The sequence below is a fragment of the Nocardioides sp. genome, assembly GCF_047607185.1.
Classification (GTDB): domain Bacteria; phylum Actinomycetota; class Actinomycetes; order Propionibacteriales; family Nocardioidaceae; genus Nocardioides.
On sequence record NZ_JASGDQ010000121.1, the window covers coordinates 21,917 to 47,099 of the forward strand.

A 25,183-nucleotide genomic window follows, 5' to 3' on the forward strand; every position below is an offset into this window, starting at 1 on the left:
CTCAGGCCTTCTGGGTACGACGGGGTGGCAGCGGGAAGAAGCCGCTGGTCTGGGCGACGTAGCGCTCGTAGGCCTCGCCCTTGCTGCGCCGCATCCCCTTCTCCAGCAGCGCCTTGCCGCTGTAGCTGACGAGCAGCTTCGTCATGACGAGGGGCGAGACGACGGTGAGCAGCCCCCACGCGTTGCCGAGGGCCAGCACGAAGAGCCCGATCCAGACGCAGGTGTCGCCGAAGTAGTTGGGGTGCCGGGTCCAGGCCCACAGCCCCCGGTCCATGATCTTGCCGGCGTTGGCCGGGTCGGCCTTGAACCGGGCAAGCTGCCAGTCGCCGATCGCCTCGAAGGCGAAGCCGATCACCCAGACCACGATGCCGATCACGCCGATGACGCCCAGCGACTGCCGCTCGTACATCGCGAACTGGACCGACAGCGAGACCAGCAGCATCAAGAGGCCCTGCAGGCCGTAGATCTTCCTGATCAGGTAGCCGACCAGGGTGCCCTTCTGGTGCCGCATCAGGGCGGTGTAGCGCTTGTCCTCGCCGTGCCCGAGATTGCGCCGGGCGATGTAGGCGCCCAGCCGCAGCCCCCAGACTGCGGTCAGCACGAGGACGACCAGCCGCCGGGTGTCATCGCCCTGTGACGAGCTCGACATCAGGTAGGAGACGACCGCGACCACGACGAAGCCCGGTCCCCAGAAGATGTCGATGATGGACTGGTTCTTGATCGCTGTCGCGGTGGCCATGATCGCGGCCATGAAGACCACCAAGGCGGCGATGCTCACGACGACATTGAGGGCGAAGTCGCCCCAGGGATAGTCGGGCACTGGTCGTTCCTTGTCTGAGGATTCGGCTGGGGTGGGCGGATGTTGCGAGGACGCTGCTAGGCCAGGTCGGCGGCGAGGGACTGGAAGGCGGCCTGCGCCTCGGGGAAGGTGTGCGGCTGCCCGGCCCGGCTGTTGTCGAGCAGGCGGGACAGCTCGGGGCCGGTCAGCGGAGCCGACTCCGGCAGCAGCACGGTCTCCCACTCGACGTCGTCGGCGGCGCGCAGGCCACCGCCGCCGGTCACGATCACCTCGCCGTTGAGCGTGCAGTCGGGGGAGGCGAGCGCGCCCACGACCGGCGCGACCAGGTCGGCTCGCATCTGGTCGGCGTGGCGTGGATCCATGCCCTGCCCGGTCATCTGGGTAGTCGCGTACGGCAGCAGCACGTTGGTCAGCACGCCCTTGCGCGAGCCCTCGACGGCCACAGTCTTGCCGAGTGCGATGACGGCGCCCTTGCTGGCGGCGTACGCCGAGACGGTGGGCTCGCCGTGCAGGCCGGCAGTGGAGGAGACCATCACGATCCGGCCGTAGCCGGCCTCGCGCATGACTGCCAGGGCGGCCGCGCAGACGAGCGCGGTGCCGGTGACGTTGATCCCGAGCACGGCGCCGAAGTTCTCGGGGGTGGTCTTGTGGAAGAGTTGGGGCGAGCTCACCGCGGCGCTGGTGACGCAGATGTCGAGCCGTCCGTAGGTGGCCAGGGCGGTGCGCACCATTGCCTCGGCGGTGGCTGGGTCGGAGACGTCGCCGTGGTCGGCGACGGCCCGCCCGCCCGCCTGCTCGATCTCGCGGACGACGTGGTCGGCGGGGCCCAGGCCGTCGGCGTCCACCTCGCGGTTGCGGTTGTTGACGACCACCGCAGCGCCGAGCCCGGCCAGATGGAGGGCGAAGGCCCGACCGAGTCCCTTGCCACCTCCGGTGACGATGGCGACGTGCCCGTCGAGTGGTCGCTCGCTCGGGGGGGGCTGGGTCATGCCGGACTCCTTCTGTTCGGTGCCGATCGGTGGCCTTCTGGGGCTGGCGCACCCTGGAGATACTCTGGTAGTTGTAGTACGGTTCGAAGCAACCTGACAAGCCCGCACCCTTCGGAGGAACCGATGAGCGACACGAACCTGTGGATCCTTGGCGGATTCCAGACCGACTTCGCGCGCAACTTCACGCGCGAGGGCAAGGAGTTCTCCGACCTCACCTCCGAGGTGGTCGAGGGCACCCTCGCCGATGCCGGCATCCCCGCCACCGAGGTCGACGTGATCCACGTCGGCAACGCCTTCGGCGAGCTCTTCACGGGTCAGGGACAGCTCGGCTCCATGCCCGCCACCGTCCACGACGAGCTGTGGAACCTGCCCGCCTCGCGGCATGAGGCTGCCTGCGCCTCCGGCGGCATCGCGATGCTCTCGGCGGCGGCCGACCTGCGGGCCGGCAACTACGACGTCGCGCTGGTGCTGGGCATCGAGCTGGAGAAGACCGTCTCGGGCGACCAGGCCGCCGGCTACCTCGGCGCGGCCGCCTGGATCGGGCACGAGGGCGAGACGGCGACGTTCATGTGGCCGTTCATGTTCAGCGAGATCGCCGAGGAGTACGACCGTCGCTACGGCCTCGACGAGGTCAACCTCCACCGCATCGCCCAGGTCAACTTCGGCAACGGCCGCCGCAACCCCAACGCGCAGACCCGCGGCTGGGACGTCCCCGACCTGGTGGCCTTCGGCAGCGACGACAGTGTCAACCCGGTCATCGACGGCCGCACCCGCCGCTTCGACTGCAGCCAGGTCACCGACGGTGGCGCCGGCGTCGTGATCGTCACCGACGGCTGGCTGCGCGAGCACCCCACCGCCCGTCCGAAGGCGCGGCTGCTCGGCTGGGGCCACCGCGCGGTCGGCCTGGGACTGGAGCAGAAGCTGCGCCGGGCCGCCGACTCGCCGTACGTCCTGCCGCACCTGAAGCAGACCATCGACGACGCCTTCGGCCGGGCCAAGATCACCCTCGACGGTCTCGACGGCCTGGAGACCCACGACTGCTTCACCATGAGCGAGTACGTCGCCATCGACCACCTCGGCCTGACCGGCCCGGGCGAGTCGTGGAAGGCCATCGAGAACGGTGACATCGAGCTCGGCGGCTCGCTGCCGATCAACCCCTCCGGCGGCCTCATCGGCGGTGGCCACCCGGTCGGCGCCAGCGGCGTCCGGATGGTCCTCGACGCGGCCAAGCAGGTCAGCGGCACCGCCGGTGACTACCAGGTCGAGGGCGCCCGCACCTTCGCCACCTTGAACTTCGGGGGCAGCACCGCCACCGCGGTCAGCTTCGTGGTCGGTGCCGCCGACAGCTGAGCGCCGCTCATCCCACCCTCAGCCCGCACTTTTCGAGAAAGCAGCGAAGAACATGGACGTTGAGATCGTTGGCCGGATGCTGTCGACGCTCCCCGAGGACGACGACCACCCCTACCGCACGGGTCCGTGGCGGCCGCAGACCGTCGAGCGCAACGTCGACGACGTCGAGGTCGTCGCGGGCGAGGTGCCGACGGACCTCGACGGTATCTACCTGCGCAACACGGAGAACCCGCTCCACCCGGCGCTGAAGGCCTACCACCCGTTCGACGGCGACGGCATGATCCACCTGATCGGCTTCCGCGACGGCAAGGCCTTCTACCGCAACCGCTTCGTCAAGACCGACGGCCTGGCTGCCGAGGTCGAGGCGGGCCGCAGCCTGTGGGCCGGCATCTCGGAGATGCCCGACTGGTCGCTGCGCGAGGACGGCTGGGGCGCCCGGCGCCAGCTCAAGGACGCCTCCAGCACCGACGTGGTCGTGCACCGCGGCTACGCGCTGACCAGCTTCTACCAGTGCGGTGACCTCTACAAGCTCGACCCCTACACCGCCGACACCCTCGGCAAGGAGACCTGGAAGGGCAAGTTCCCCTTCGACTGGGGCGTCTCCGCGCACCCGAAGGTCGACGAGCACACCGGCGAGCTGCTGTTCTTCAACTACAGCAAGGACGCGCCGTACATGAAGTACGGCGTCGTGGACGAGAACAACGACCTGGTGCACTACATCGACGTGCCGCTGCCCGGGCCGCGGCTGCCGCACGACATGGCGTTCACCGAGAACTACGCCATCATGAACGACTTCCCGCTCTTCTGGGACGCCGAGCTCCTCAAGGAGGGCGTGCACAAGCCCACGTTCCACCGCGACATCCCCTCGCGCTTCGGCGTCATCCCGCGCCGCGGCACGACCGCGGACATCAAGTGGTTCGAGGCCTCGCCGACCTATGTGCTCCACTTCGTCAACGCCTACGAGGACGGCGACGAGATCGTGCTCGACGGCTTCTACCAGCACGACCCGGAGCCGAAGGACGTGGGCGGCAACCGCTGGGAGCGGGCCTTCCGCTTCTTGGCCCTGGACAACATCAAGTCGCGGCTGCACCGCTGGCGGCTCAACCTGGTCACCGGCCAGGCCACGGAGGAGTCGCTCACCGACACCATCACCGAGTTCGGCATGATGAACGGCAGCTACACGGGTCGTGACTACCGCTACGCCTACGCGGCCACCGGCAAACCGAACTGGTTCCTCTTCAACGGCCTCACCCGCCATGACATGAAGACCGGCGCCGAGGAGCACTTCGACTTCGGTGACGGCGTCTACGGCAGCGAGACCGCGATGGCCCCACGGGTCGGCAGCACCTCGGAGGACGACGGCTACCTGGTCACCTTCACCAGCGATATGAACGCCGACGAGTCCTACTGCCTGGTCTTCGACGCCGCCCGCCTCGGCGACGGCCCGGTCTGCAAGCTGCGGCTGCCCGAACGGATCTCCTCCGGCACCCACTCCACCTGGGTCGACGGCTCGGAGCTGCGCCGCTGGCACACCGAGGACTCCGCCGCCAGCGCGATCGGACTCTAGGACGTGGGGTCCGTCGCGGAGATCATCCGCCGCAACGCCAAGGTCCGTCCCGACGCCCTCGCCGTGGTCGGCGAGGGCCGGGAGGCCACCTTCGGAGAGCTGGACGAGCGGTCCAGCCGAGTCGCCGCCGGGCTGGTGTCGTGGGGCCTGGAGCAGGGCGACCGGGTCGCCTACCTGTCCCGCAACGGCACCGAGTACTGGGAGCTGCTCTTCGGCGCCACCAAGGCCGGACTGGCCATCGTGCCGCTCAACTTCCGGCTCTCCGCCGACGAGATCGGCTGGATCCTCGGCGACGCCGATCCGGCGGTCGTCGCGGTCGAGGACCAGCTCGCCGACCTGGTGCCGGACAGCTACCCGGGCCGGCGGCTGCTGATCTCGCTCTCCGGCGAGCCGCCGGCCCCGCGCGAGGGTTGGACCAGCTACGAGGACTGGCTGGCCGAGCAGCCGCCGCAGGACCCGCATCGCGAGGTCGAGGGCGACGGGCTGCTGTCGATCATGTACTCCTCCGGCACCACCGGCCGCCCCAAGGGCGTCACCACGACGGTGGGCTCGATGCTGTGGTCGGTCGAGGCGTTCGGCAGCCAGTTCGACACCACCGAGGAGTCCGTGAGCCTGGTGCCCACGCCGTACTACCACGTCACGGCCGGGGGCTGGTCGCTGCTGGCCCTCAACGCCGGCGGCCGGATCATCCAGTTCCAGGAGGTCACGCCGCAGAACATGCTCGAGCTGATGGTCGAGCACCGCGCCACCCACGTGATCATGGTGCCGACGCTGATGCAGATGTTCATCAACAGCCCGGAGGCGTCCTCGGCGGACTACTCCAGCGTGAAGTACGTCGTCTACGGCGGCTCGCCCATCTCCGAGACCGTGATGGTGGGCGCCCAGCGGGTCTTCGGCGCCGAGCTCTCGCAGAGCTACGGCCTGACCGAGACCATCGGCACCACCACCATCCTGCGACCCGAGGACCACGTCGTCGGGCCCGACAGCAAGCTGCGCTCCGCCGGCCGGGCGGTGCCCGGCGTCGAGGTGAAGATCGTCGACCCGGAGACCGGTGCCGACGTCGAGCCCGGCGTGGTGGGAGAGATCGTCGTACGCGCGCCCTCGGTGACCCAGGGCTACTGGCGTCGCCCGAAGGAGACCGAGGAGGCGTTCTGGCCAGGCGGCTGGTTCCGCACCGGCGACGCCGGCTACCAGGACGAGGACGGTTACGTCTTCATCAAGGACCGGATCAAGGACCTGCTGGTCACCGGCGGCGAGAACGTCTATCCCGCCGAGGTCGAGAACGTCATCATGGGCTTCCCCGGCGTCCTCGAGGTCGCCGTGATCGGCGTACCGCACGAGAAGTGGGGCGAGACGCCGCTGGCGATCGTAGTCGCCAAGCCGGGCGCCTCGATCGACGCCGCCGAGCTGATCGCCTACACCCGGGAGCGGCTGGCCCACTACAAGTGCCCGACCCAGGTCGAGGTGCTCGAGCTGCTGCCCCGCAACCCGTCGGGCAAGGTGCTCAAGCGTGAGCTGCGCAAGCCCTACTGGGAGGGTCGAGACAGGAGCGTGGGATGAGCGGCGAGCAGGGTTCGAACCAGCACTGGGCGATCATTCGCCAGGTCGTCATCGGGGCCGAGGACGGCGCCGCGACGGCCAAGGAGCTCTGCGAGACCTTCGGTCTCCCGGACGGCTTCCCCGACCCGGAGCTCGCCGACATCGGGCTCGCCGACGAGACCATCCGGGTCGGCCGGCAGGCCCACCTGGAGGTGGTCTCGCCGTTGCGGCCCGACGTCTCGCTGCAGCGCTGGATCGAGCGCGGCGGCGGCCCGGGTGGCTACTGCCTCTCGGTTCAGGTGCCCGACGTCGCCGCGCGCATCGCTGCCGCCGAGGCAGCCGGTGTCGGCCTGGCGGCCGACGTGATGGCGATGGGACGCCACGTCATCCAGCTCAAGCCCGGCGACATGGGCCTGCTCGTCGAGTTCGACGAGATCCCCGACCCCGACGTCTGGTTCTGGGACGACGTCGTCACCGCCGAGCCGGACCACCCGCTCGTCGACGACGTGCTCGCCGTCGAGATCGCCTCGCCCGACCCCCACGCCCAGGCCGAGCTGTGGTCGACGGTGTGGGGCTTCCCGCTCCAGGCCGGCTCCGCCGGCCCCGAGATGCGGATCGGCTCCCGGGTCGTCCGGTTCGTCGAGGGCCCGCGCCGGATGCTCAGCGCCGTCGACCTGGCCGCCACCCCGGCCGGCGAGCCCATGACGACCACCATCGGCGGCGTCGAGTTCCGGGTCCTCTAGTCCAGGCCGCGGTGCTCGCGAGCAGGAGCACGGCGACTCCCAGCCCGAGCACCGTCGCGATGAGGCCGTTGGCTACCTGGTCGGACGCGGCCGAGACGTTAGCCGGGATCGTCGACCAGCTGCTCGACCACCGGAGGCCAAGTGGGCCTAGATTCGCCAGTTAGACTGACCTAGAAATGCCTGATAGAAATCCCAGTATCTGTTAGGTTCGCACCTGTGGCGTATCAGCGGCGGGTGATTGACGGGGTCCTCGACGAGGTCTTCCCGGGCCTGCCTGCCATCGCACTCGAAGGCGCGAAGGGTGTCGGAAAGACGGCCACGGCGAGCCAGCGGGTGACCACGGTGCTCGCGCTGGACGATCCGCTCCAGCTCGAAGCCCTAGCAGCCAATCTTGACCTCGTTGTTCAAGTGGAGCCTCCGGTGTTCGTTGATGAGTGGCAGCTCCATCCTCCGGTATGGGACCGGATCCGCCGCGCCGTCGATGCTGCTCCAGACCGGGCGCGGTTCCTGCTCGCCGGCTCCGCCCGCGTCGCCCCCGGCGCACGCGTCCACTCGGGTGCTGGCCGGATCGTCCGCATGGTGATGCGTCCGCTGGCGATGAGCGAGAGGAGCTTGGTCGAGCCGACCGTCTCGCTGCGGGAACTCCTGGCCGGCGGTCGGCCGGAGATCGGCGGCAGCTCTCCACTCACCGTGCCGGACTACGTCGAAGAGATCGTCCGATCGGGGTTCCCTGGCATCCGCGGCATGAGCGGGCGCGTGCGGGGGCTCCAGATCGACAGCTACGTCGATCGGATCGTGGAGCATGAGCTGCCCGAGAACGGTATGACGATCCGCCGACCGCGGGCGCTGCGGGCATGGCTGGCGGCGTACGGTGCGGCAACCGCCACCGACGCCGCGTATAGCAGGATCGTCGATGCGGCGACAGCCGGTGACGACGACAAGCCGGCGCGGCAGACGGTCGACGGGTATCGCGAGCACCTGCAGCGCATCTTCGTGCTCGATCCCGTGCAGGCATGGACTCCGGCGTTCGCGCCATTGCGGCGGCTGACCAAGACTCCCAAGCACCATCTTGTGGATCCTGCGATCGCTGCGCGACTGGCCGGGGTCGATGCCGAGGGTCTTCTGCGTGGCCTGGGAACCCGAGTCGGAGCCTCGACGGGTACCTGGCTTGGAGCGCTCTTCGAGTCGCTGGCGACTCAATCCGTTAGGGTCTATGCGGCCGCCGCCGATGCCGATGTGGGCCATTTGCGGTCGGCCGACACCAGCCGCGAGGTCGACTTGATCGTCGAAGACCGCGGACTCCGGGTGGTTGGCATCGAGGTGAAGCTCGCCGGCACCGTCAGCGACCGCGATGTACGCCATCTCAACTGGCTCGACCGTGAGCTCGGCGACCGCCTTGCGGACAAGATAGTCATCACCACCGGACCTCAGGCCTACCGGCGGCCCGACGGCGTCGCGGTGGTGCCGCTGGCGTTGCTAGGTCCGTGATCCGCGTATCGGCTGCCGTCAAGCGGGGCCGCTTGCTTGCGGCCGGGTTCGCGCGCTGGGCCGCAGCGAGGAGGCCGTTCTGGGTCTCAGACCCCGCTGCGCTCGGCCTGCTCGATGGCCTCAGTGAGCTGGGCGAGGAGCGCCCGGCCGGAGTCGAGGTCGAGCTCCAGGGCGACCCGGGCGTCCAGACCGATGGCGTAGTTGGTGAAGTCGAGCAGCAGCGCGTGCTCCTCGGCGCTGTGGGTGGTGTGGTCGTAGCCGACGGTGGCGGCGGTGACCGGGAACCAGCCGTCGGCCCCCTTGGCCATGCCGCGCACCGGCTCGGTGCGGGTGATCATCGTGCACATCAGCGCGCTCCCAGCTTCTCGGAAAGGAAGGCGAACATCTTCTCCCAGGCGTCCATCGCCTGCTCCTGCCGGTAGAGCGGGGTGTGGTAGTAGGTGAAGCCGTGGCCGGCGCCGTCGTAGCGGTGGAACTCGTAGTCCTTGCCGGCCGCCTTCAGCCGGGCCTCGTGGAGGTCGACCTGCGCAGGCGTGGGGCTCTGGTCCTCGTTGCCGAACAGCCCCAGCAGCGGCGCGTCGAGCCGCTCGGTGTAGTCGATCGGGGCGACCGGACGCGCCGGCGTGGCGTCCTCGGGGGCGGCCACCACGCCGCCGCCCCACAGGTCGACGACGGCGTCGAAGCCGGGCACCAGCGAGGCGGTGAGCAGCGCGTGCCGGCCGCCGGAGCAGCTGCCCAGGATGCCGACCTTGCCGTTGGAGGTCGGCAGCGCGAGCAGCCACTCGCGGGCCGCGGCCAGGTCGGCGACCGCCGAGTCGTCGTGGACGTGGCCCTCGGCGCGGACCTTGGCGAAGACGTCGTCGGGCAGGCCGTGACCAAACCGGGAGTAGAGGTCGGGGCAGATGACGTCGTACCCGTGCCGGGCCAGGCGCTCGGCGAACTCGAAGTAGAACTCGTCGAAGCCGGGCATGTGGATCACCAGCACCAGGCCGGGTCGCGGGCCGTCGCCGCCGGGCCGCGCGACGTAGCCGCCGATCTCGTCACCGCCGCCGCCGGGATAGGTCTGGATCTGGGCGGTGAGTGACAGCGGCCCGGCCGTCGAGTGCGAGTTCCACATGCCTTTGTCCTATCGGAACGCGAGTCGCTTCTGCAACGGGAGCCGGCCGCACGGCGAGGCGCCGGGCCGCCGCCGTACGCTGGTCGGGTGCTGCCGCTGTGGTCCCCTCGCCTGTGGGGAGCGCACGCCGTCGGATTGCTGCTGGCGCTGGCGGCGGTCGGGCTGGGCGTGTGGCAGTTCCAGACCTGGCAGGACCATCGCGCCGCCCGGGCGCGCGACATCACCAACGCCGCGCCGGTGCCGCTGCAGGACGTGTTCGGCCCCGACGACCCGTTCCCCGGCCTCGACGTCGGCCGGCCCGTCACGGTGACCGGCAGCTGGGTGCCGGAGGGCACTGTGTACGTCGCTCGGGAGAGCGGCTACTGGGTCGTCACGCCGCTCGCGGTGGGCGGGCCGGGGGAGCCGGCGATCCCGGTCGTACGCGGCACCGCCACCGCCCCGTCGGCGGCGGTCCCGCAGGGCGAGGTCACCCTGACCGGCTGGCTGCAGCCCGGCGAGGGCACCCGCGAGGCAGACCCCGATCCCAGCGACGACGTGTTGCCGCAACTGCGCATCGCCGACGTGATCCAGCACGTGGACCAGGACCTGTACGGCGGCTACGTGATCAGCCAGCAGCCCGAGTCGGGCCTCGAGCCGGCCACCCTGGCGCAGCTGCCGAAGGCGGGCAGCTTCACCGGGCTGCGCAACTTCCTCTACGGCCTGGAGTGGTGGGTCTTCGGCGGCTTCGCGATCTTCCTGTGGTGGCGCTACGTCCAGGAGCTGCGTTCGGCCCCCGCACAGGACGCCGAGGAGGACGACGTACCCTCGCCTGTGTGAAGAAGCTCTTCGGCGCCTACCGGATTCTGGCCTATATCGTCGGCACGCTGCTGCTGATCGGCAGCGTCGGCTTCATCCTCAAGTACGCCCTCTCCGAAGGCTCGGACCTGCAGCGCCTCGGTGACGACCTCACCCCGATCTGGCTGGCCCACGGCTGGGTCTACATCGTCTACGTGGTGGTGGCCTTCGTGCTCACGCAGCAGGCGAAGTGGACGATCCCGCAGTTTCTGCTGCTGCTGATCGCCGGACTGATCCCCGGCCTGATCTTCTGGGTGGAGCGCCGCGCCGCCGCGCGACTGCGCGCGGAGAACCCGGAGCTGGCTCTCTCGTAGGATCGTCTCGGCATTCACCGAGCAACGAACGGAACTGACATGGTTCAGGCGATCCTGCACACCAACCGTGGTGACATCACCATCGACCTCTTCCCGGACTACGCCCCGAAGACGGTCCAGAACTTCATCGGCCTCGCCCAGGGCGAGCTCGGCCAGGACGTGAAGAAGGGTCCGTTCTACGACGGCGTCATCTTCCACCGCGTCATCGAGGGCTTCATGATCCAGGGCGGCGACCCGGAGGGCACCGGCCGCGGCGGCCCGGGCTACACCTTCGACGACGAGCCCCACCCCGAGAAGGTCTTCGACCGTCCCTACCTGCTCGCCATGGCCAACGCCGGCAAGAAGTTCGACGGCTCCGGCACCAACGGCTCGCAGTTCTTCATCACCGTAGGCCCGACCACCTGGCTCAACTTCAAGCACACCATCTTCGGTGAGGTCGTCGACGACGGCCGCTCCCGCCAGGTCGTCGACGAGATCGCCACCCTGCCGACCCGGCCGGGGGATCGGCCGGTCGACGACGTGGTCATCGACTCGGTGGAGATCGTCGGGTGAGTTCGCCCGACCCCGGGGTGCCGGTCTGCTACCGGCACCCCGGCCGGGAGGCACACATCAAGTGCCAGCGGTGCGGGCGCACCATCTGCCCCGACTGCATGACCACCGCGGCTGTGGGGTTCCAGTGCCCCGAGTGCGTGGCGGAGGGGCGGCGTACGACGCGCAGCCCGCAGGCGGCGTACGGCGGCGCCCGGGTGTCCAGCGCGACCGCGACGTCGTTCGTGCTGATCGCGATCAACGCGGTCGTCTGGCTGCTGATCAACGTCACCGGCCGCAGCACCAGCAAGCTGGTCGACCTGCTCGCGCTGACGCCACTGGGTCGCTGTCAGCTGTCCGACGGGTCCTACTACCCGCAGGTCGGCGCCGAGCAGGTGTGCGACACCGTGGGCACCACCACCTGGGTCCCCGGCGTCGCCGACGGCTCCTACTGGCAGCTGCTGACCAGCGCATTCACGCATGTCGAGATCTGGCACATCCTCACCAACATGTACGCGCTGTGGATCCTCGGCCCGATGCTGGAGCCGATCCTGGGCCGGGTCCGGTTCCTGGCGGTCTATCTGCTCTCCGCGCTCGCTGGCTCGGCCTTCGTCTACGTCGCCGCCGATCCCGCCTCGTCCACGGTCGGCGCCTCGGGGGCGATCTTCGGCCTGATGGGCGCGGCATTGGTGATCAGCCGGCGGATCAACGCGCCGCTGCGCCCGATCCTGGTGCTGGTCGTGCTCAACGCCGTCATCACGATCCTCGTCCCGGGCATCTCCTGGCAGGGCCACGTCGGCGGCTTCGTCGGGGGCCTGCTGGCTACCGGGGTCCTGGCCTACGCGCCACCGCGCAGCCGCACCGCGGTCCAGTCCGCCGGCCTCGGGCTGCTGTTCGCGGTGGTCGCCGTGGTCGCCGTACTCCGAACCCTGGCGCTCACCTGACCCAGAGCTCGCCGAGAGGTCCCTATCTGCCCCTCGAGAGGTCCCTCATGGCCCCTCGAAGCGTCCCGTTTCGCCTCGCGACAGGCGCTCTCCTCGTCGTACGACAAGGCATCGCGTCCACAAGCTGTGGACATTCCTGTGGTTAATCACATCGATGTGATTCGTCCACAGGGCTATCCCCAGATGTGAAGAACCGCCGCCTCGGCGCGCGAGACGACGGTCGATGCTGCCGCCGAGCGGTCAGTCAGGGACTTCTCGAGGGGCAGATAGAGACCTCTCGAGGGGCAATCAGGGACCTCTCGGCCTACTCCCAGCGGGTGGCGTAGACGAACCCCACCGCCATGAAGGCGATGCCGACCAGGAGGTTCTTCTGGCCGAGGTCGTTGAAGACCCAGATGGGGGAGAGGTCGTCGGAGAAGATGTAGAAGACGCAGATCCAGGCCAGGCCGAGCAGGAAGCAGCCGAGCATCCCGACCACGACGCCGCGGCCGCGGCCCAGCGGGGTCGAGGGGTGGGCGGCGAGGATCAGGCCGAGGAAGAACACCACGAAGCCGATGAGGTAGTTCCAGCCGACCAGGTCCTGCAGGAAGCTGGGGCCCTTGGCGGCGAGGTGGAGCCCGGTGCGGACACCCGTGTAGTAGTAGACGATCCAGGCGATGCCCACCGCCATCAGCAACAGGCTGAGGAGGAAGCGGATCGTGAAGATGGGCTCGCGATCCCCGAGATCCAGCGATCGCAACTTCAGCTTGGCCACGGTCCTGCTCCTGCTCCCTGTCAACAAAACAAACCGCCCGTAGCCTAGAGGCATGACCTCGCCGACGCACAAAGGCGCCCATCACTTGGGGTGGCGCGTCGGTACGCCGTTGGTCGCGCTGGCGAGCGGGGTGCTGTTCGTGGTGAGCGCGATGAGCAGTCAGGGCACCGATCTGCGACCCGGCCGCTACACCGATCTGGCGTCGCTGGCGAGCGAGGACGCGGCCCGGCTGCAGCGGCTCCAGGCACGCGTCGCCGACCTGACCGACGAGGTCGACACGCTCGGCAAGCAGGTCAACGACACCACCGTCAGGAAGCTGCAGCGGGAGGCCGACCAGCTGCGCGAACCGGCGGGGCTGACGCCGCGCACCGGCCCGGGCGTCACCATCACCCTCAGCGACGCGCCGACGTCGATCACCGACGGCGTCGACACCGACAAGCTGCAGCCCTATATCGTCCACCAGCAAGACGTCCAGGCCGTGGTCAACGCGCTCTGGGCCGGCGGCGCCAGCGCGGTCACCATCCAGGGTCAGCGGGTCGTCAGCACGACGGGCATCAAGTGCTCCGGCAGCACCATCCAGCTCCAGGGCGTGCCCTACCCGCAGCCGTTCGTGATCGAGGCTGTCGGCGACGTACCCGACCTGGTGACCTCGATCGAGACCGATCGCTGGGTCAGCAACTACCGCGACTATGCCGACGACCCCGACTACCAGCTCGGCTGGTCGCTGGAGACCTCGTCCCACATCGAGGCGCCGGCCTACGACGGCCTGCGCGACTTCAGCTACGCCAAGCCCCTCGAGTGAGCTGGCGGGACGTCATCCGAGCCGGCTGCCGGAGCGACCAGCTCGGATGACGTTGCCGGTCAGCTCAGCGGGTTTCCGGTGTTCGGGTCGTAGCCGGCGCAGATCGTCGGGTCGGTCGAGTCGAACGGTGTGCCGGGCGTGGGAGTGACGCAGGCGGTCGGCGGTGCGACACAGTCCGGGTCGCTGGCCAGGATCGAGGAGTCGTACTCACACACCGGCGGCTCGTAGGTCGAGACGAAGATCAGCACCGTCGTGCCCTTGTCCTGTGGCGTGTCCGCTGCCGGGAACTGGTCGACCACGGTGCCGGCATCCTCGGTGGTGTTCGGCTCGTCGCGCCGCTCCGGAGTGAAGCCGGCATTGCGAATGGCCGCCTCGGCGTCCGCCTGGGACATGCCCAGGACGTCGGGAACGGTCTTCGGGCCCAGCGAGACGTAGAGCGTGACCGTGGTGTTCTCCGCGACCGAGGTGCCCGCAGTCGGGTTCATCTCGAGGACGAGCCCCTTCTGCTCGTCGCTCTCCTGGTCCTCCCGCTTGACCAATAGGTTGTTGTTCTGGAGCCAGGTCTTGGCCTCCTTGAACTGCATCCTGGTCAGGTCGGTCAGCTCCACCTGCGGCTTGCCGGAGGACAGCACCAGCTCGACGGTGCTGCCCGGGTCGACATAGGAGTCGGGGTCGGGGGTCTGGCTGATCACCGCGCCCTGGTCGACGTCCTCGCTCGCCTCCCAGCTGGAGACGTGTGTCACCAGCCCGAGCTGGGTGAGGGTCTCGCGGGCCTGGTCCTCGGTCAGCTTGGTCAGCGACGGCACCTGCACCTGCTCGGGCGCGCCGGGGAAGAGCTTGCCCCAGCCCCAGATGCCGACCGCGATCAGCGCGATGACGATGACGCCGGTGCCGATGATCCAGCCCATCCGCGAGCCGCGCTCGTAGTCGTCGTACTCCTCCTCCAGCGCGATCGGGCCGGACGCCTCTGTCGTGGAAGGTACGACGGCAATCGGCTGTGCCGCGGCGGTGGCCGTCGGCACCGCCGGTGACGGCGCCACCACCGAGATCGGCCGGCCGTCCAGGTAGCGCTCGATGTCGTTGCGCATCGCGGCGGCGGACTGGTAGCGGTCCTCGACCCGCTTGGCCAGCGCCTTGAGCACGATCGCGTCGACCTCCGGCGGCAGGTCGGCGTCGAAGTCGCTCGGCGGCTGCGGCTGTTCGCGGACGTGCTGGTAGGCGACCGCGACCGGGGAGTCGCCGACGAACGGCGGCCGGCCGGTGAGCAGCTCGTAGAGCAGGCAGCCGGCGGAGTAGACGTCGGAGCGGGAGTCGACGGTCTCGCCGCGCGCCTGCTCGGGGGAGAGGTACTGCGCGGTGCCGACCACGGCGGCCGTCTGGGTCATCGTCGAGGAGGCGTCGGAGATCGCCCGGGCGATGCCGAAGTCCATCACCTTCACGTCGCCGGACGGGGTGAGCATGACGTTGCCGGGCTTGATGTCGCGGTGGATGATCCCGGCCCGGTGGCTGTAGTCGAGCGCCGACAGCACGCCGGAGGTGATCTCCAAGGCCCGCTCGGGGAGGATCTTGCGGCCCTCCCGGAGGATGTCGCGCAGGGTGCGCCCGGCGACGTACTCCATCACGATGTAGGGCTGCCGGACCACGGTGCCGCCGTCGTCGACGACCTCCTCGCCGGTGTCGTAGACCGCGACGATCGCGGGATGGTTCAGCGAGGCCGAGGACTGCGCCTCGCGGCGGAACCGGGCCTGGAAGGTGGCGTCCGAGGCGAGGTCGGTGCGCAGCCGCTTGACGGCGACGACTCGGCCGAGCCGGGTGTCGGTGCCCTTGCGCACCTCTGCCATGCCGCCGCGGCCGAGCAGCTCGCCGAGCTCGTAGCGGCCACCGACGATCGTCGGCTGGTGGTCAGCCATCTGCGTTGTCCTTCCGGGCTGCGGGCGCTTCCTGCGCTCCCGCGGGTGATGCAGTCGAAGTATCCGACGTGGCCGGCGAGGAGGTCGCCGTCTCGGTCGTCGGGGTCGCCGAGGTGGTGGTGGGCGTGCTGCTGGTGGTGGTGGGCGTGCTGCTGGTCGGCGTCGTGCTCGTGGTCGCCGTGGTCGGCGCGGCCGAGGTGGTCTGCTCCAGCGGCCCGTAGTAGGAGACGTCGACGGTGTCGCCGGGCAGCAGGTCCTTGGTCGGGGTGAGCTTGACGACCGCGTCGGGCTCCTCGTCACCGGGATTGTCGACGACGTGCACCACTGCGACGAGGTCCTTCGCCTCCAGCTCGGCCTTGACGTCGTCGACGTCGCGACCGACATAGTCGTCGGGGTCGAGGTCGAACGGCGTCGCTGTCGCCGTCGGCGTCGAGGTGGTCGCGGTCGGGGTGCTGGTCGTCGGTGTGCTGGAGATCGTCGGCGTGGTGGTCGTGGAGGTGTCGTCGTCCCCGCTGCGCAGCAGCAGCCAGCCGACCACCACGATGGCGAGCACTACGGCGGTGACCAGCGCGATCACCCAGCCGTTGACGCGCCGCTCCTCCTCGTCCTCGGCGGTCTCGGTGACCCCGGTAGTGGGGCCGGTCGGCGGTGCCACGGCAGCGGGTACGACGCCGGGCAGCAGCCGGGTGCCGTCATCGAGCGAGCTCGGCAGCGGGGTCGGGACCGGGTCCGGTTCGACGACCGGACCGGAGCTGGTGGGCAGGCCGCGCAGCGCGGCGGCGAAGGCGGCCCCGTCGGGGTAGCGGTCGGCGGGCTTCTTGGCCAGCGCCCGGGTGACCACGGCGGCGAGGTCGGCCGGGACCGTCGCGGGCAGCCCCGGCACCGGGTCGTGCAGGTGCGCCAGCGCCGTCGCGACCGGCGTCTCCTTCTCGAACGGGCGCCGGCCGGCCAGGCACTCGAAGGCCACCACCCCGAGACCGTAGACGTCGGAGGCCGGCGTGACGGCGTCGCCACGGGCCTGCTCGGGGGAGAGGTACTGCGGGGTGCCCATCACCGCGCCGGTGCCGGTGATGGCCGCCCCGGAGAGTGCCCGGGAGATCCCGAAGTCGGTGATCTTGACGTTCCGGTTGCCGGTGATGATGAGGTTGGCCGGCTTGATGTCACGGTGCACGATGCCCGCCGCGTGAGCCGCGCCGAGCGCGTCGCCGGTCTGCGCCAGCAGGTCGCGCACCACCCCCGGATCCATCCCGGTGCCCGGCCGCAGCAGCGCCGAGAGCGGCTGGCCCCCGACCAGCTCCATGACGAGGAAGGGCCGCAGCGAGCCGTCGGGGCGGATCGACTCCCCGACGTCGAAGACCGCGGCGATGCCCGGGTGGTGCAGCAGCGCGGCGTTGCGGGCCTCGGTCTCGAAACGGGTGCGGAAGACCGGGTCGCCGGCGTACTCCGGCCGAAGCACCTTGATGGCCACCTCCCGGCCCAGCGTGGTGTCGCGGCCGCGCCACACCTCGCCCATGCCGCCGGTGGCGATGAGCTCCTCGAGCTGATAGCGGTTGGCGTCGTCGACGTACTCGCTTGGCGTCATTGCTTCAACACCGCCTCCATGACCTTCTTGGCGATCGGGCCGCCGTAGGTGCCGCCGGCGATCTCGTCGCGGTCGATGTCGGCGCTCTGGATCATCACCGCGACCGCGACCTTGGCGTCGTCGGCCGGCGCGAACGACACGAACCAGGCGTACGGCGGCACGTCGGACTGGCCGCTCTGTGCGGTGCCGGTCTTGCCGGCGACCTGGATGCCGGTGATCGCCGCCGGGGAGGCGGTGCCGTCGTTGACGGTGGCGACCAGCAGCTCGGTCAGCTCGTCGGCGGTGTGCGCGGAGACCGCCTGCGAGAGCTGCTCGGGCTTGGTGGTGTCGACGATGTCGGCGTCGGCCGACTGCACCTCGTCGACCAGATAGGGCTTCATCACCTTGCCCTGGTTGGCGATGCCGGCGGCCACCATCGCCATCTGCAGCGGGGTGGCGCGCACCTCGAACTGGCCGATGCCGCTCTGCCCGGTCTGCGGCGGGTTGGGGTCCTCGGGGAAGGTCGAGGTCGCCAGCGTGGAGCGGCCGTTGGTGCCCTGCAGCTCGTCGAACCAGGAGGAGTTGAAGCCGAACGCCTCGGCCTGCTTGCGCAGCGCCTGGCCGCCGACCTCGACCGCGAGCTGGGCGAACACGGTGTTGCAGGAGTTCTCCATCGCCTGGGTGAAGGCGACCGTGTCGGTGCCGCAGTCGCGGCCCTCGTTGTCGATCAGGCCGGACTCGCCGGAGGTCTGCGGCAGCTGGTACGTCGCCCCGCCCGGCACCATCGAGGAGGCGTCGTACTTCCCGGACTCGATGGCTGCTGCGGCGGTCACCAGCTTGAAGGTCGAGCCCGGCGGCAGCGCGGTCTGCACGGCGCGGTTGAGCAGCGGCTGCGAGGCGTTGGCCTCCAGCGCCTCGTAGGCCTTCTGGTTGGCGCCGAAGTCGTGGGAGGCGAGCTTGTTCGGGTCGAACGTCGGCGTGGTCACCATCGCCAGGATCTTGCCGGTGCGCGGCTCGAGCGCGACGACGGCGCCCTGGACGTCACCCGGCAGCGCGGTGAGGCCGTCGTAGGCGGCCTGCTGGGCGGCGGCGCTGATGGTCAGCTCGACGTCGCCGCCCCGGGTGCCGGCATCGCCGAGCAGGTCGCTGAGCCGGTCGACGAACAGCCGCGAGTCGTCGCCGGAGAGCACGTCGTTCTGCGACTTCTCCAGGCCGGTGATGGTGCCGCCATAGCCGAAGTAGCCGGTGATGCCGGCGTACAGCTTGGCGTCGGGATAGGTGCGCTGGAACTTGTAGAGGTCGTCGGAGGGGACGCTCTCGGCGATCGGGGTGCGGCCGACCAGCAGCGCGCCGCGCTCACGGGAGTATTCGGCGTCGACGACCCGGCGGTTGCGGGCGTCGTCGTTGTAGCCGCTGGCCGCGTAGTACTGCAGATAGGTGGCGTTGAGCAGCAGCGCCGCGAAGAGCAGCAGGCAGCCGATGGAGACGACGCGGATGGGGCGGTTCATATCTTGACGACCTGAGTCTGGACGTCGTCGGCGTTGTCGGCCGACAGGTCCGGTAACGGCTGGCGGGAGTGGTCGGAGATGCGCAGCAGCAGCGCGACGATCACCCAGTTGGCGACCAGGCTGGAGCCGCCATAGGACAGGAACGGCGTGGTGAGGCCGGTCAGCGGGATCAGCCGGGTGACGCCGCCGACGACGATGAACACCTGCAGCGCGACCAGCGCGGCGAGACCGACCGCCATCAGCTTGCCGAAGTCGTCACGGGAGATCAGCGCGGTGCGCAGGCCGCGCTCCACGATCAGGCCGTAGAGCACGATGATCGCCATTACGGCGGTCAGGCCGAGCTCCTCGCCGATCGCGGCCATGATGAAGTCGGAGGAGGCGATCGGGATCCGCTCCGGGCGGCCTTCGCCGAAGCCGCGGCCGATCAGCCCGCCCCAGCTCATCCCGAACAGCCCCTCGACGAGCTGCCCGCTGCCGGGCGAGCGGTCGTAGTAGGCCATCGGGTCGAGCCAGATGTCGAACCGGTTGCGGACGTGGGCCAGGAAGCCGATCCGGCCGGAGAGGACGTACGTCGCGGCCACGCCGCCGAGGAAGAGCAGCCCGCCGACCACCAGCCAGCCCGGCCGTTCGGTCGCCACGAAGAGCATCACGATGAACAGGCCGAAGAAGAGCAGCCCGGAGCCCAGGTCGCGCTGTGCCACCAGCACCAGCAGGCTGATCAGCCACATCACCAGGATCGGGCCGAGGTCGCGGCCCCGGGGCAGGTCGAGTCCGGCGACCCGGCGGCCGGCCAGCGCCAGCGCGTCGCGGTGGAGCACCAGGTAGCCCGCGAACGAGAGCACCAGCAGCACCTTGGCGACCTCGCCGGGCTGGAAGGACAGCCCACCGACCTGGATCCAGATGCGGGCGCCGCCCTTGGCCGAGCCCAGGCCGGGGGCCAGCGGCAGCAGCAGCAGGATCACCGCGGCCAGCCCGGCGGTGTAGGTGAACCGTTGCAGGACCCGGTGGTCGCCGAGCAGCACCAGGGTGGCGACGAACAGGCCCACGCCGACGGTCATCCAGAACAGCTGCTTCTGGGCCAGCGAGGTCTCGTGGGCCAGGTCGAGCCGCTTGATCACCGCCAGGCCGAGGCCGTTGAGCGCCATCACGACGGGGAGCAGCACCGGGTCGGCGTACGGCGCCACCAGCCGGATCGTGACGTGGGTGGCCAGGGCGAGGCCGGCCAGCCAGCCGCCGTAGGAGTAGATGTCGGTCGGGACCGCGCCCTCGACGCCGAGGCCGACGGCGGCGTACGCGCCGATGCCGACGGCCAGCGCGAGCACCACCAGGACGAGCTCGGCGCCGCGGCGGCTGCGGTGGACGAAGGCCTGGCCGGATGACAGGGGGGTCGACATGGCTACTCGGTCCCGACGCGGGTCGCGAGCTGCTCGATATAGCGGTGGGCAGCGGTCAGGTTGTTCTGGGTGACGCCGCCGGTGACCTGCCGCGCGTCGTAGCTGGCGAGGGTGTCGATGTCGAGGTCGGTGCTCTCGTAGGGCGAGGACAGGTCGAAGCCGGCGAAGGAGGTGTTGATGCCGCGGAAGATGGTGACATTGCCGTTGTCGACGCCGACGTAGAACTGCCGCTGGCTCCACGCCCACGCCGCGGCACCGCCGGCCCACAGCACCCCGGCGACGATGGCCAGAGCGAGCAGCCGTCGCAGCCAGGTGAAGCGGCGCGGGGGACGAGGGGCGTAGCGGAGCGCCTCGGTGTCGATGGGGTCGTCGAGGATCGCGCCGGCGGGCAGCTCCTCGTCGTCGGCGGGGACCGGCTCGAGCTCGCCGGTGTCGCCGCCGCGGTGGCCCCGGAAGAGGCGGGTACGACGCCTGAGCTCGGCGGCGGCGCCGACCAGCTGTGGCTCGTCGTCGTGCTGGTCGTCGAGGTGCTCGACCACGTCGGCGACGATGCAGGTGACGTTGTCGCTGCTGCCGGCCTCCAGACTGGCCCGGACCAGCTCCACCGCCGCGAAGTCCGCGGAGCCGCCGGAGAGCACGTCGGCGATCCGACCGGCGTCGAGGACGCCGCAGACGCCGTCGCTGCACATCATCAGCCGGTCGCCGACCTGCAGCGGCACCACGAACAGGTCGGCCTCGGCGTCACGCTGCCCGTCGATGGCCCGCAGGATCAGGTTGCGGTGCGGGTGGTAACGCGCCTCCTCCTCGGTGATCCGGCCCTCGTCGATGAGGGTCTGCACGAAGGTGTGGTCATGGGTGAGCTGGGTGAGGCCCTGACCGCGGAAGAGATAGGCGCGGCTGTCGCCGACGTGGCCGATCGCGAGCCGCTCGCCGTCGAAGAGGCCGACGGTGGCGGTGGTGCTGGTGCTGCTCAACGCCGGGTCGTGGGCGACCAGGTCGGCGATCTTGTCGTGGGCCTGGTCCAGGGCGCCGTCGACGAGCGCCAGCAGCTCCTCCTCGGTGGCCTCCGCGGCCGGCTCGCTGTCGAGATTGCGCAGCTGCTGCACCGCGGTGCTGGAGGCGAGGTCGCCCCGGGCCGCGCCGCCGACACCGTCGCAGACGGTGAGCAGCCACGGGCCGGCGTACCCGCTGTCCTGGTTGTCCTTGCGGACCCGGCCCACGTCGGAGATGGCGGCGAACTGGAGCTTCACTTGCGCAGCTCCAGGATCGTCTTGCCGATGCGGATGCGGGACCCGACGGTCAGCGTGGTCGGCTGGGTGAGCCGGACGGCGCCGACATAGGTGCCGTTGGTGGAGCCGAGGTCCTCGACGAACCACTGGTCGCCGCTGGCAGCGATCCGGGCGTGCCGTGTCGAGGCGTAGTCGTCGTCGAGCCGGATGGCGGCGTCGCTGCCCCGGCCGATGAGGAGCGGCGCGTCGGCGAGCTCGGCGCGGGCGCCGGTGTTGGTGCCCTCGACCACCACCACATGGGTCGGCTGGCTCTTGGGCGATCGGATCTTCGGCTGCTTGCGGGGCTTGCGCTCCTTGCCCGACTCGGGAGCCCGGGCGCCGAACATGTCGGAGCGGATCACCGAGACGGCGCTGAGGACGAAGATCCAGAGGATGGCCAGGTAGGCGATCCGGATCAGGAAGAGGGTGAGCTCAGACACCCGGCTCCTCCGTGATACGCACGGTCATGGTCGTATGCCCGATCTTCACCTCGGTGCCGTCGTCGGCGATCGCGCTGGCCATCCGCTGGCCGTTGACGAGGATGCCGTTGGTGGAGCCGAGGTCGCGCACCTCGATGGTGGGGATGGCGCCGTCGTGGCGCACCCGGAACTCCACGTGCCGTCGGCTCACCCCGGGGTCGTTGATGCGCAGGTCGGCGTCGGTGCCCCGGCCGACGACCACGTCGGCGTCGAGCGGGTGCAACGTGCCGTTGACCTCCAGCACTGCCTTGGCGCGGGTGAGCTGGGTGTGGGTGGCATGGCCCTCGACCTGCGCCTTCGCGTCGCTCCTGATCCGGAACCGACCGGTGGTCAGGTCGCCGGCCGGCTCGACGTCGATGCTGATCGGCCCGGGGAAGACATAGCCCTGCGCCTCGGCGTGCTCCTTCAATTGCTTGGTGAGATCGTCGACCAGCGCCGAGTCGTAGGGCTTGAGCCGGTCCAGGTCGCTGTCGCTCAGCTCCACGTGGAAGTCGTTGGGCACCAGCCGCCGCTGCCTGCTCAGCACCTGGGCGTTGTTGTCGCACTCCCGCTGCAGCGCGGCGGCGATCTCCACCGGCTGCACCGCGCTCCTGAAGGCGCGCGCGAAGATGCCGGAGACCAATGACTCCAGCCGCTGCTCGAACCGCTGCAGGACACCCACGCGACCCTCCTCTCTGGCGCGCACCACGACACCCGGGCCGGCGCCGGGCTCGCTCGATCGTATCGGTGGCTCCACATCCCACGGCCCCGACGCGAGTCCCCGGCAGGGCGTGTCGGACCGCCCGCCCCGCTCCGGTGCCCGCCGGTTTGGGGCTGACCCGGCCGCTCGGCTAGTCTTCACCTGCCCTGAAACGCAGTCAGAGCAGGGCGCGAGTGGCGGAATAGGCAGACGCGCACGGTTCAGGTCCGTGTGCCCGAAAGGGCGTGGGGGTTCAACTCCCCCCTCGCGCACCATCTGATTCAGAATGGAACCCTCGCCGGGTTTAACCCCGGTGAGGGTTCTTTTCATGCCGCTCCCTGTCGGCTCCGCAGGAGCCAGTACGGCTCCTGCGAGCGGGCTGAGCGATGCTTCTGTGACGACTGCGGTGAAGCCATCATCCTCACGCCTGTCGAGCACGAACGGCTCGAACACAGCGCTGTTCAGGATCTGCCGGGCTTCGTCGCCCACGGTGGCGTAGAGCCGTTCGGCGTGGGTCAGGAGCGAGATGACTTGCTCCAGCCGGGCGAAGACCTCGTCATTGGCCGTTTGGGCGTTCTGCATGAGCCGCTTCGCGTTGGCGATCTCGGCAGCAAGGCCATCTTGGCGTTCCTTGAGTACCTCCACGGGCAGGGCGTCCGCCATGTAGGCATCGAGCAGCTTCTGACGCTGTCGTTCAAGTTCAGCCAGACGCCGGCGTTGGTCGGCGATGAGCCGACTCCCTGACTCGGCACTGCGGTGCAGGTCATCTCGTGCTCTCTGGCTGAACTCCGTGATCTGCTCGTCGGTGAAGCGAACAGCCTTCCACTCCCCCTCGATTACTTCCTCGACCTCATGCACCGGCAGGTGCGGGAGGTCGCAGTCGTTGCGCCTCCCGTACTGGGCGAGGCAGTAGAAATATTCATACGTTCCGCCGTTGCCTGCTGCGGTCATGTAGCCGAGTCCGGCGCCACAACGGCCACACTTCAGACTGCCTTTGAGGTAGTGCGTGTGCCGCCAGGAGCGGTCTCCGGCGATGCGTCGGCTGGCGAGGACGTCTTGGGCGCGCTGCCAGAGCACCTCATCGACCAGCGGTTCGTGTGCTCCCGGGTAGATCACCCCTTTGAACAGGATCTGGCCTTTGTAGTACGGGTTGGTCAGCATCCGGTGGACTTGGGAGCCGTTGAGCGGTTTCCCGACGATCTTCCTTGTGGTGCGGCTCTTGAAGCCTCGCTCCTCCAGCTCGTCTCGTAGTGATGAGATCGACCAGTCGCCGCTGGCGTACTGCTCGAACCCCCACTGGACGTGTCCTGCTCGCTCGTGGTCGATGACCACGGTGCGGACTTCGATGCCCTCGATTCGCTTGGTCTCGTTGAGGTAGCCGAGCGGGGCGACGCCGTTGGTTCCCCCGCGCTTGGCCGCAACTCATACGCACTCTCTCCGGGTACCCACCATGAGAAGGTCTCGACCTTCGCGGTGCCCAGTGTCAGGACCTCGTCGAGTGCCGGGACCAAGTCGCTGTCGAGCGAGGCAAGGATCACGAGGTCGATGTCCGGGCGAAGTGCGTGGCGTACGAGTGCCAATGCGCACATGACGTCGACGCCTTTCTCGGACGGTGGCCCACTCGGGATCTTGATGCCCGTCATCGGATCGCACACAGCCGCGCCCAACGAGTCGCGTATGTATCGGTACTTGAGTGGGCGCAGCGTCACGGTGACGCGCGGGTCCCGCTCCCACTGTGCCTTCTGAGCTTGGTTACGTGCGTGGGCTTTCGGCTCATGGTCGCGGCTAGGTTGTCCGCGGTATACATCGACGATCCGAAGGGCGGCCGCGGCCATGCCGGGCCGTTGGCGGGCATTGCGAACTTGGAGCAACTGGTTCGCGAAGTGCAGCGGATCTACGAGAGCGTCGTGCTTCGGCCCGAACTTGGTCGCTTGGAATCGGGCGTGGCCGGTGAGGCAGCGTGCTCACCAGGTCGTGGAGCTCGTAGCCCCGTCTACCGAAGTTGATGACAGATCACCTGACAGATAGACTGACAGAAGTTGAGAGGAGTGATGATGGGCCAGATCCACGCGGTTCGTGAGCGTCGTACGGATTCACACCGTCGAGCGATCGGCACTGATGTCGCGACGGTGACCAAGACTCTGCAGAGTCATCTGGGGCAGGCGTTGCTTGCAGTGATCGTGAACGCACAGCCCCGGACTATCGCGCGGTGGATCTCGGGAGAGAGCACACCGTCTGCTGCTACCGAGAAGCTGCTGCGCGATGTTGCCCAGGTCTTTGACGTGATCACCACAGTTGACACCCCGCAGGTCGCTCGTGCCTGGTTCATGGGTATGAACCCCCAGCTCGACGACAACTCGCCGGCCGAGGTCTTGGCGCAAGACGCTGGCGCCACTCGGTCTGTCATGGCCGCCGCGCGCGCATACGTCGCCGGTGGCTGATCTCGCGCTCGTTGAAGCACCGGCACGGACGTGGCGGATCGAGCCCCCTTCTGTCGAGCGCTCGCGCCCCTTGGCTTCCTGCTGAGAGTCCAGCTACCGCGGCACGATCCACCCGGTCAGGGCGAGCTCCAGCGAGGGAGACGCGGGCTGTCCTCCTAAGTCGTGGCAGTTAGGA

24 protein-coding genes, 1 tRNA gene and 1 pseudogene are annotated in these 25,183 nt (G+C 69.4%); 13 read left to right on the plus strand and 13 right to left on the minus strand.

Annotation, left to right across the window (positions count from 1 at the left end; translation table 11 throughout):
- Nucleotide 1: 1 nt before the first annotated feature.
- Both QM595_RS14005 and QM595_RS14010 read right to left on the minus strand, forming a co-directional pair.
- A complete protein-coding gene (locus QM595_RS14005; protein ID WP_415172184.1) occupies nucleotides 2–820 on the minus strand; it encodes a DUF1295 domain-containing protein in 819 nt (272 codons plus the stop codon).
- Nucleotides 821–876: 56 nt separating this feature from the next.
- Entirely contained in the window at nucleotides 877–1,788 is a 912-nt protein-coding gene (locus tag QM595_RS14010) for an SDR family NAD(P)-dependent oxidoreductase (RefSeq protein ID WP_415172185.1), read from the minus strand.
- A gap of 123 nt (nucleotides 1,789–1,911) precedes the next feature.
- Between QM595_RS14010 and QM595_RS14015 the strand changes: the two genes are divergently transcribed.
- The 5 genes from QM595_RS14015 (at nucleotide 1,912) to QM595_RS14035 (ending at nucleotide 8,475) form a co-directional block, all read left to right on the plus strand.
- Entirely contained in the window at nucleotides 1,912–3,138 is a 1,227-nt protein-coding gene (locus tag QM595_RS14015; RefSeq protein WP_415172186.1) for an acetyl-CoA acetyltransferase, read from the plus strand.
- 52 nt (nucleotides 3,139–3,190) lie between these two features.
- The gene (locus QM595_RS14020; protein ID WP_415172187.1) at nucleotides 3,191–4,705 is read left to right on the plus strand and encodes a carotenoid oxygenase family protein; all 1,515 of its coding nucleotides are present in this window, start codon (nucleotides 3,191–3,193) and stop codon (nucleotides 4,703–4,705) included.
- Between the two features lie 3 nt (nucleotides 4,706–4,708).
- The gene (locus QM595_RS14025; RefSeq protein WP_415172188.1) at nucleotides 4,709–6,265 is read left to right on the plus strand and encodes a long-chain-fatty-acid--CoA ligase; all 1,557 of its coding nucleotides are present in this window, start codon (nucleotides 4,709–4,711) and stop codon (nucleotides 6,263–6,265) included.
- Nucleotides 6,262–6,987 carry a hypothetical protein gene (locus QM595_RS14030; protein ID WP_415172189.1) on the plus strand — a complete coding sequence of 242 codons (726 nt, stop codon included), beginning with the start codon at nucleotides 6,262–6,264 and terminating at the stop codon, nucleotides 6,985–6,987. Before QM595_RS14025 ends, QM595_RS14030 begins: the two co-directional genes overlap by 4 nt.
- Before the next feature lie 216 nt (nucleotides 6,988–7,203).
- Nucleotides 7,204–8,475: an ATP-binding protein gene (locus QM595_RS14035; RefSeq protein ID WP_415172190.1), complete on the plus strand. Its 1,272-nt coding sequence runs from the start codon at nucleotides 7,204–7,206 to the stop codon at nucleotides 8,473–8,475.
- A gap of 86 nt (nucleotides 8,476–8,561) precedes the next feature.
- Here the strand turns inward: QM595_RS14035 and QM595_RS14040 are convergent, their stop codons facing one another.
- Complete coding sequence (locus QM595_RS14040; RefSeq protein ID WP_415172191.1) at nucleotides 8,562–8,822, minus strand: DUF6295 family protein; 261 nt, start codon at nucleotides 8,820–8,822, stop codon at nucleotides 8,562–8,564.
- On the minus strand, nucleotides 8,822–9,592 hold the full coding sequence (locus QM595_RS14045; protein WP_415172192.1) for a dienelactone hydrolase family protein: 771 nt from the start codon (nucleotides 9,590–9,592) through the stop codon (nucleotides 8,822–8,824). Before QM595_RS14045 ends, QM595_RS14040 begins: the two co-directional genes overlap by 1 nt.
- A gap of 87 nt (nucleotides 9,593–9,679) precedes the next feature.
- On the opposite strand from QM595_RS14045, the gene QM595_RS14050 reads away from it, so the two are divergent.
- From QM595_RS14050 to QM595_RS14065, 4 genes are read left to right on the plus strand one after another with little or no spacing between them, the layout of a single operon-like run.
- A complete protein-coding gene (locus QM595_RS14050; RefSeq protein ID WP_415172193.1) occupies nucleotides 9,680–10,408 on the plus strand; it encodes an SURF1 family protein in 729 nt (242 codons plus the stop codon).
- Nucleotides 10,405–10,740: a DUF3817 domain-containing protein gene (locus QM595_RS14055; protein WP_415172194.1), complete on the plus strand. Its 336-nt coding sequence runs from the start codon at nucleotides 10,405–10,407 to the stop codon at nucleotides 10,738–10,740. The genes QM595_RS14050 and QM595_RS14055 overlap by 4 nt, the downstream gene beginning before the upstream one ends.
- A 39-nt stretch (nucleotides 10,741–10,779) precedes the next feature.
- Nucleotides 10,780–11,292, plus strand: coding sequence for a peptidylprolyl isomerase (locus QM595_RS14060; RefSeq protein ID WP_415172195.1), 513 nt, complete (start codon nucleotides 10,780–10,782; stop codon nucleotides 11,290–11,292).
- Nucleotides 11,289–12,212, plus strand: a complete 924-nt coding sequence (locus QM595_RS14065; protein ID WP_415172196.1) for a rhomboid family intramembrane serine protease — start codon at nucleotides 11,289–11,291, stop codon at nucleotides 12,210–12,212. The genes QM595_RS14060 and QM595_RS14065 overlap by 4 nt, the downstream gene beginning before the upstream one ends.
- 304 nt (nucleotides 12,213–12,516) lie before the next feature.
- On the opposite strand, the gene QM595_RS14070 is transcribed toward QM595_RS14065, so the two are convergent.
- Nucleotides 12,517–12,966, minus strand: coding sequence for a cell division protein CrgA (locus tag QM595_RS14070; protein ID WP_415172197.1), 450 nt, complete (start codon nucleotides 12,964–12,966; stop codon nucleotides 12,517–12,519).
- 52 nt (nucleotides 12,967–13,018) lie between these two features.
- Between QM595_RS14070 and QM595_RS14075 the strand changes: the two genes are divergently transcribed.
- On the plus strand, nucleotides 13,019–13,768 hold the full coding sequence (locus QM595_RS14075; protein ID WP_415172198.1) for a DUF881 domain-containing protein: 750 nt from the start codon (nucleotides 13,019–13,021) through the stop codon (nucleotides 13,766–13,768).
- A gap of 59 nt (nucleotides 13,769–13,827) precedes the next feature.
- Here QM595_RS14075 and pknB read toward each other — a convergent pair whose 3' ends face one another.
- Genes pknB through QM595_RS14110 form a run of 7 tightly spaced genes read right to left on the minus strand, consistent with a single transcriptional unit; the run spans nucleotide 13,828 to nucleotide 22,549 of the window.
- The gene (gene pknB, locus QM595_RS14080; protein ID WP_415172199.1) at nucleotides 13,828–15,678 is read right to left on the minus strand and encodes a Stk1 family PASTA domain-containing Ser/Thr kinase; all 1,851 of its coding nucleotides are present in this window, start codon (nucleotides 15,676–15,678) and stop codon (nucleotides 13,828–13,830) included.
- Nucleotides 15,671–17,260 carry a protein kinase domain-containing protein gene (locus QM595_RS14085; RefSeq protein WP_415172200.1) on the minus strand — a complete coding sequence of 530 codons (1,590 nt, stop codon included), beginning with the start codon at nucleotides 17,258–17,260 and terminating at the stop codon, nucleotides 15,671–15,673. Before QM595_RS14085 ends, pknB begins: the two co-directional genes overlap by 8 nt.
- On the minus strand, nucleotides 17,257–18,747 hold the full coding sequence (locus tag QM595_RS14090; RefSeq protein ID WP_415172201.1) for a peptidoglycan D,D-transpeptidase FtsI family protein: 1,491 nt from the start codon (nucleotides 18,745–18,747) through the stop codon (nucleotides 17,257–17,259). Before QM595_RS14090 ends, QM595_RS14085 begins: the two co-directional genes overlap by 4 nt.
- Complete coding sequence (locus QM595_RS14095) at nucleotides 18,744–20,141, minus strand: FtsW/RodA/SpoVE family cell cycle protein (protein WP_415172202.1); 1,398 nt, start codon at nucleotides 20,139–20,141, stop codon at nucleotides 18,744–18,746. The genes QM595_RS14090 and QM595_RS14095 overlap by 4 nt, the downstream gene beginning before the upstream one ends.
- Nucleotides 20,142–20,143: 2 nt before the next feature.
- A complete protein-coding gene (locus QM595_RS14100; protein ID WP_415172203.1) occupies nucleotides 20,144–21,391 on the minus strand; it encodes a PP2C family protein-serine/threonine phosphatase in 1,248 nt (415 codons plus the stop codon).
- Nucleotides 21,388–21,849, minus strand: a complete 462-nt coding sequence (locus tag QM595_RS14105) for an FHA domain-containing protein (RefSeq protein WP_415172204.1) — start codon at nucleotides 21,847–21,849, stop codon at nucleotides 21,388–21,390. The genes QM595_RS14100 and QM595_RS14105 overlap by 4 nt, the downstream gene beginning before the upstream one ends.
- A complete protein-coding gene (locus tag QM595_RS14110) occupies nucleotides 21,842–22,549 on the minus strand; it encodes an FhaA domain-containing protein (RefSeq protein WP_415172205.1) in 708 nt (235 codons plus the stop codon). Before QM595_RS14110 ends, QM595_RS14105 begins: the two co-directional genes overlap by 8 nt.
- Before the next feature lie 206 nt (nucleotides 22,550–22,755).
- On the opposite strand from QM595_RS14110, the gene QM595_RS14115 reads away from it, so the two are divergent.
- Together QM595_RS14115 and QM595_RS14120 are read left to right on the plus strand one after the other, a co-directional pair.
- Nucleotides 22,756–22,842 (plus strand) — tRNA-Leu (locus tag QM595_RS14115).
- Nucleotides 22,843–23,077: 235 nt separating this feature from the next.
- Nucleotides 23,078–23,311 carry a hypothetical protein gene (locus QM595_RS14120; protein ID WP_415172206.1) on the plus strand — a complete coding sequence of 78 codons (234 nt, stop codon included), beginning with the start codon at nucleotides 23,078–23,080 and terminating at the stop codon, nucleotides 23,309–23,311.
- A gap of 138 nt (nucleotides 23,312–23,449) precedes the next feature.
- Here QM595_RS14120 and QM595_RS14125 read toward each other — a convergent pair.
- A pseudogene (locus QM595_RS14125) lies at nucleotides 23,450–23,899 on the minus strand (recombinase family protein); the annotation flags it as partial.
- A 719-nt stretch (nucleotides 23,900–24,618) separates the two neighbouring features.
- Between QM595_RS14125 and QM595_RS14130 the strand changes: the two are divergent.
- The gene (locus QM595_RS14130) at nucleotides 24,619–25,008 is read left to right on the plus strand and encodes a hypothetical protein (protein ID WP_415172207.1); all 390 of its coding nucleotides are present in this window, start codon (nucleotides 24,619–24,621) and stop codon (nucleotides 25,006–25,008) included.
- Nucleotides 25,009–25,183 lie beyond the last annotated feature (175 nt).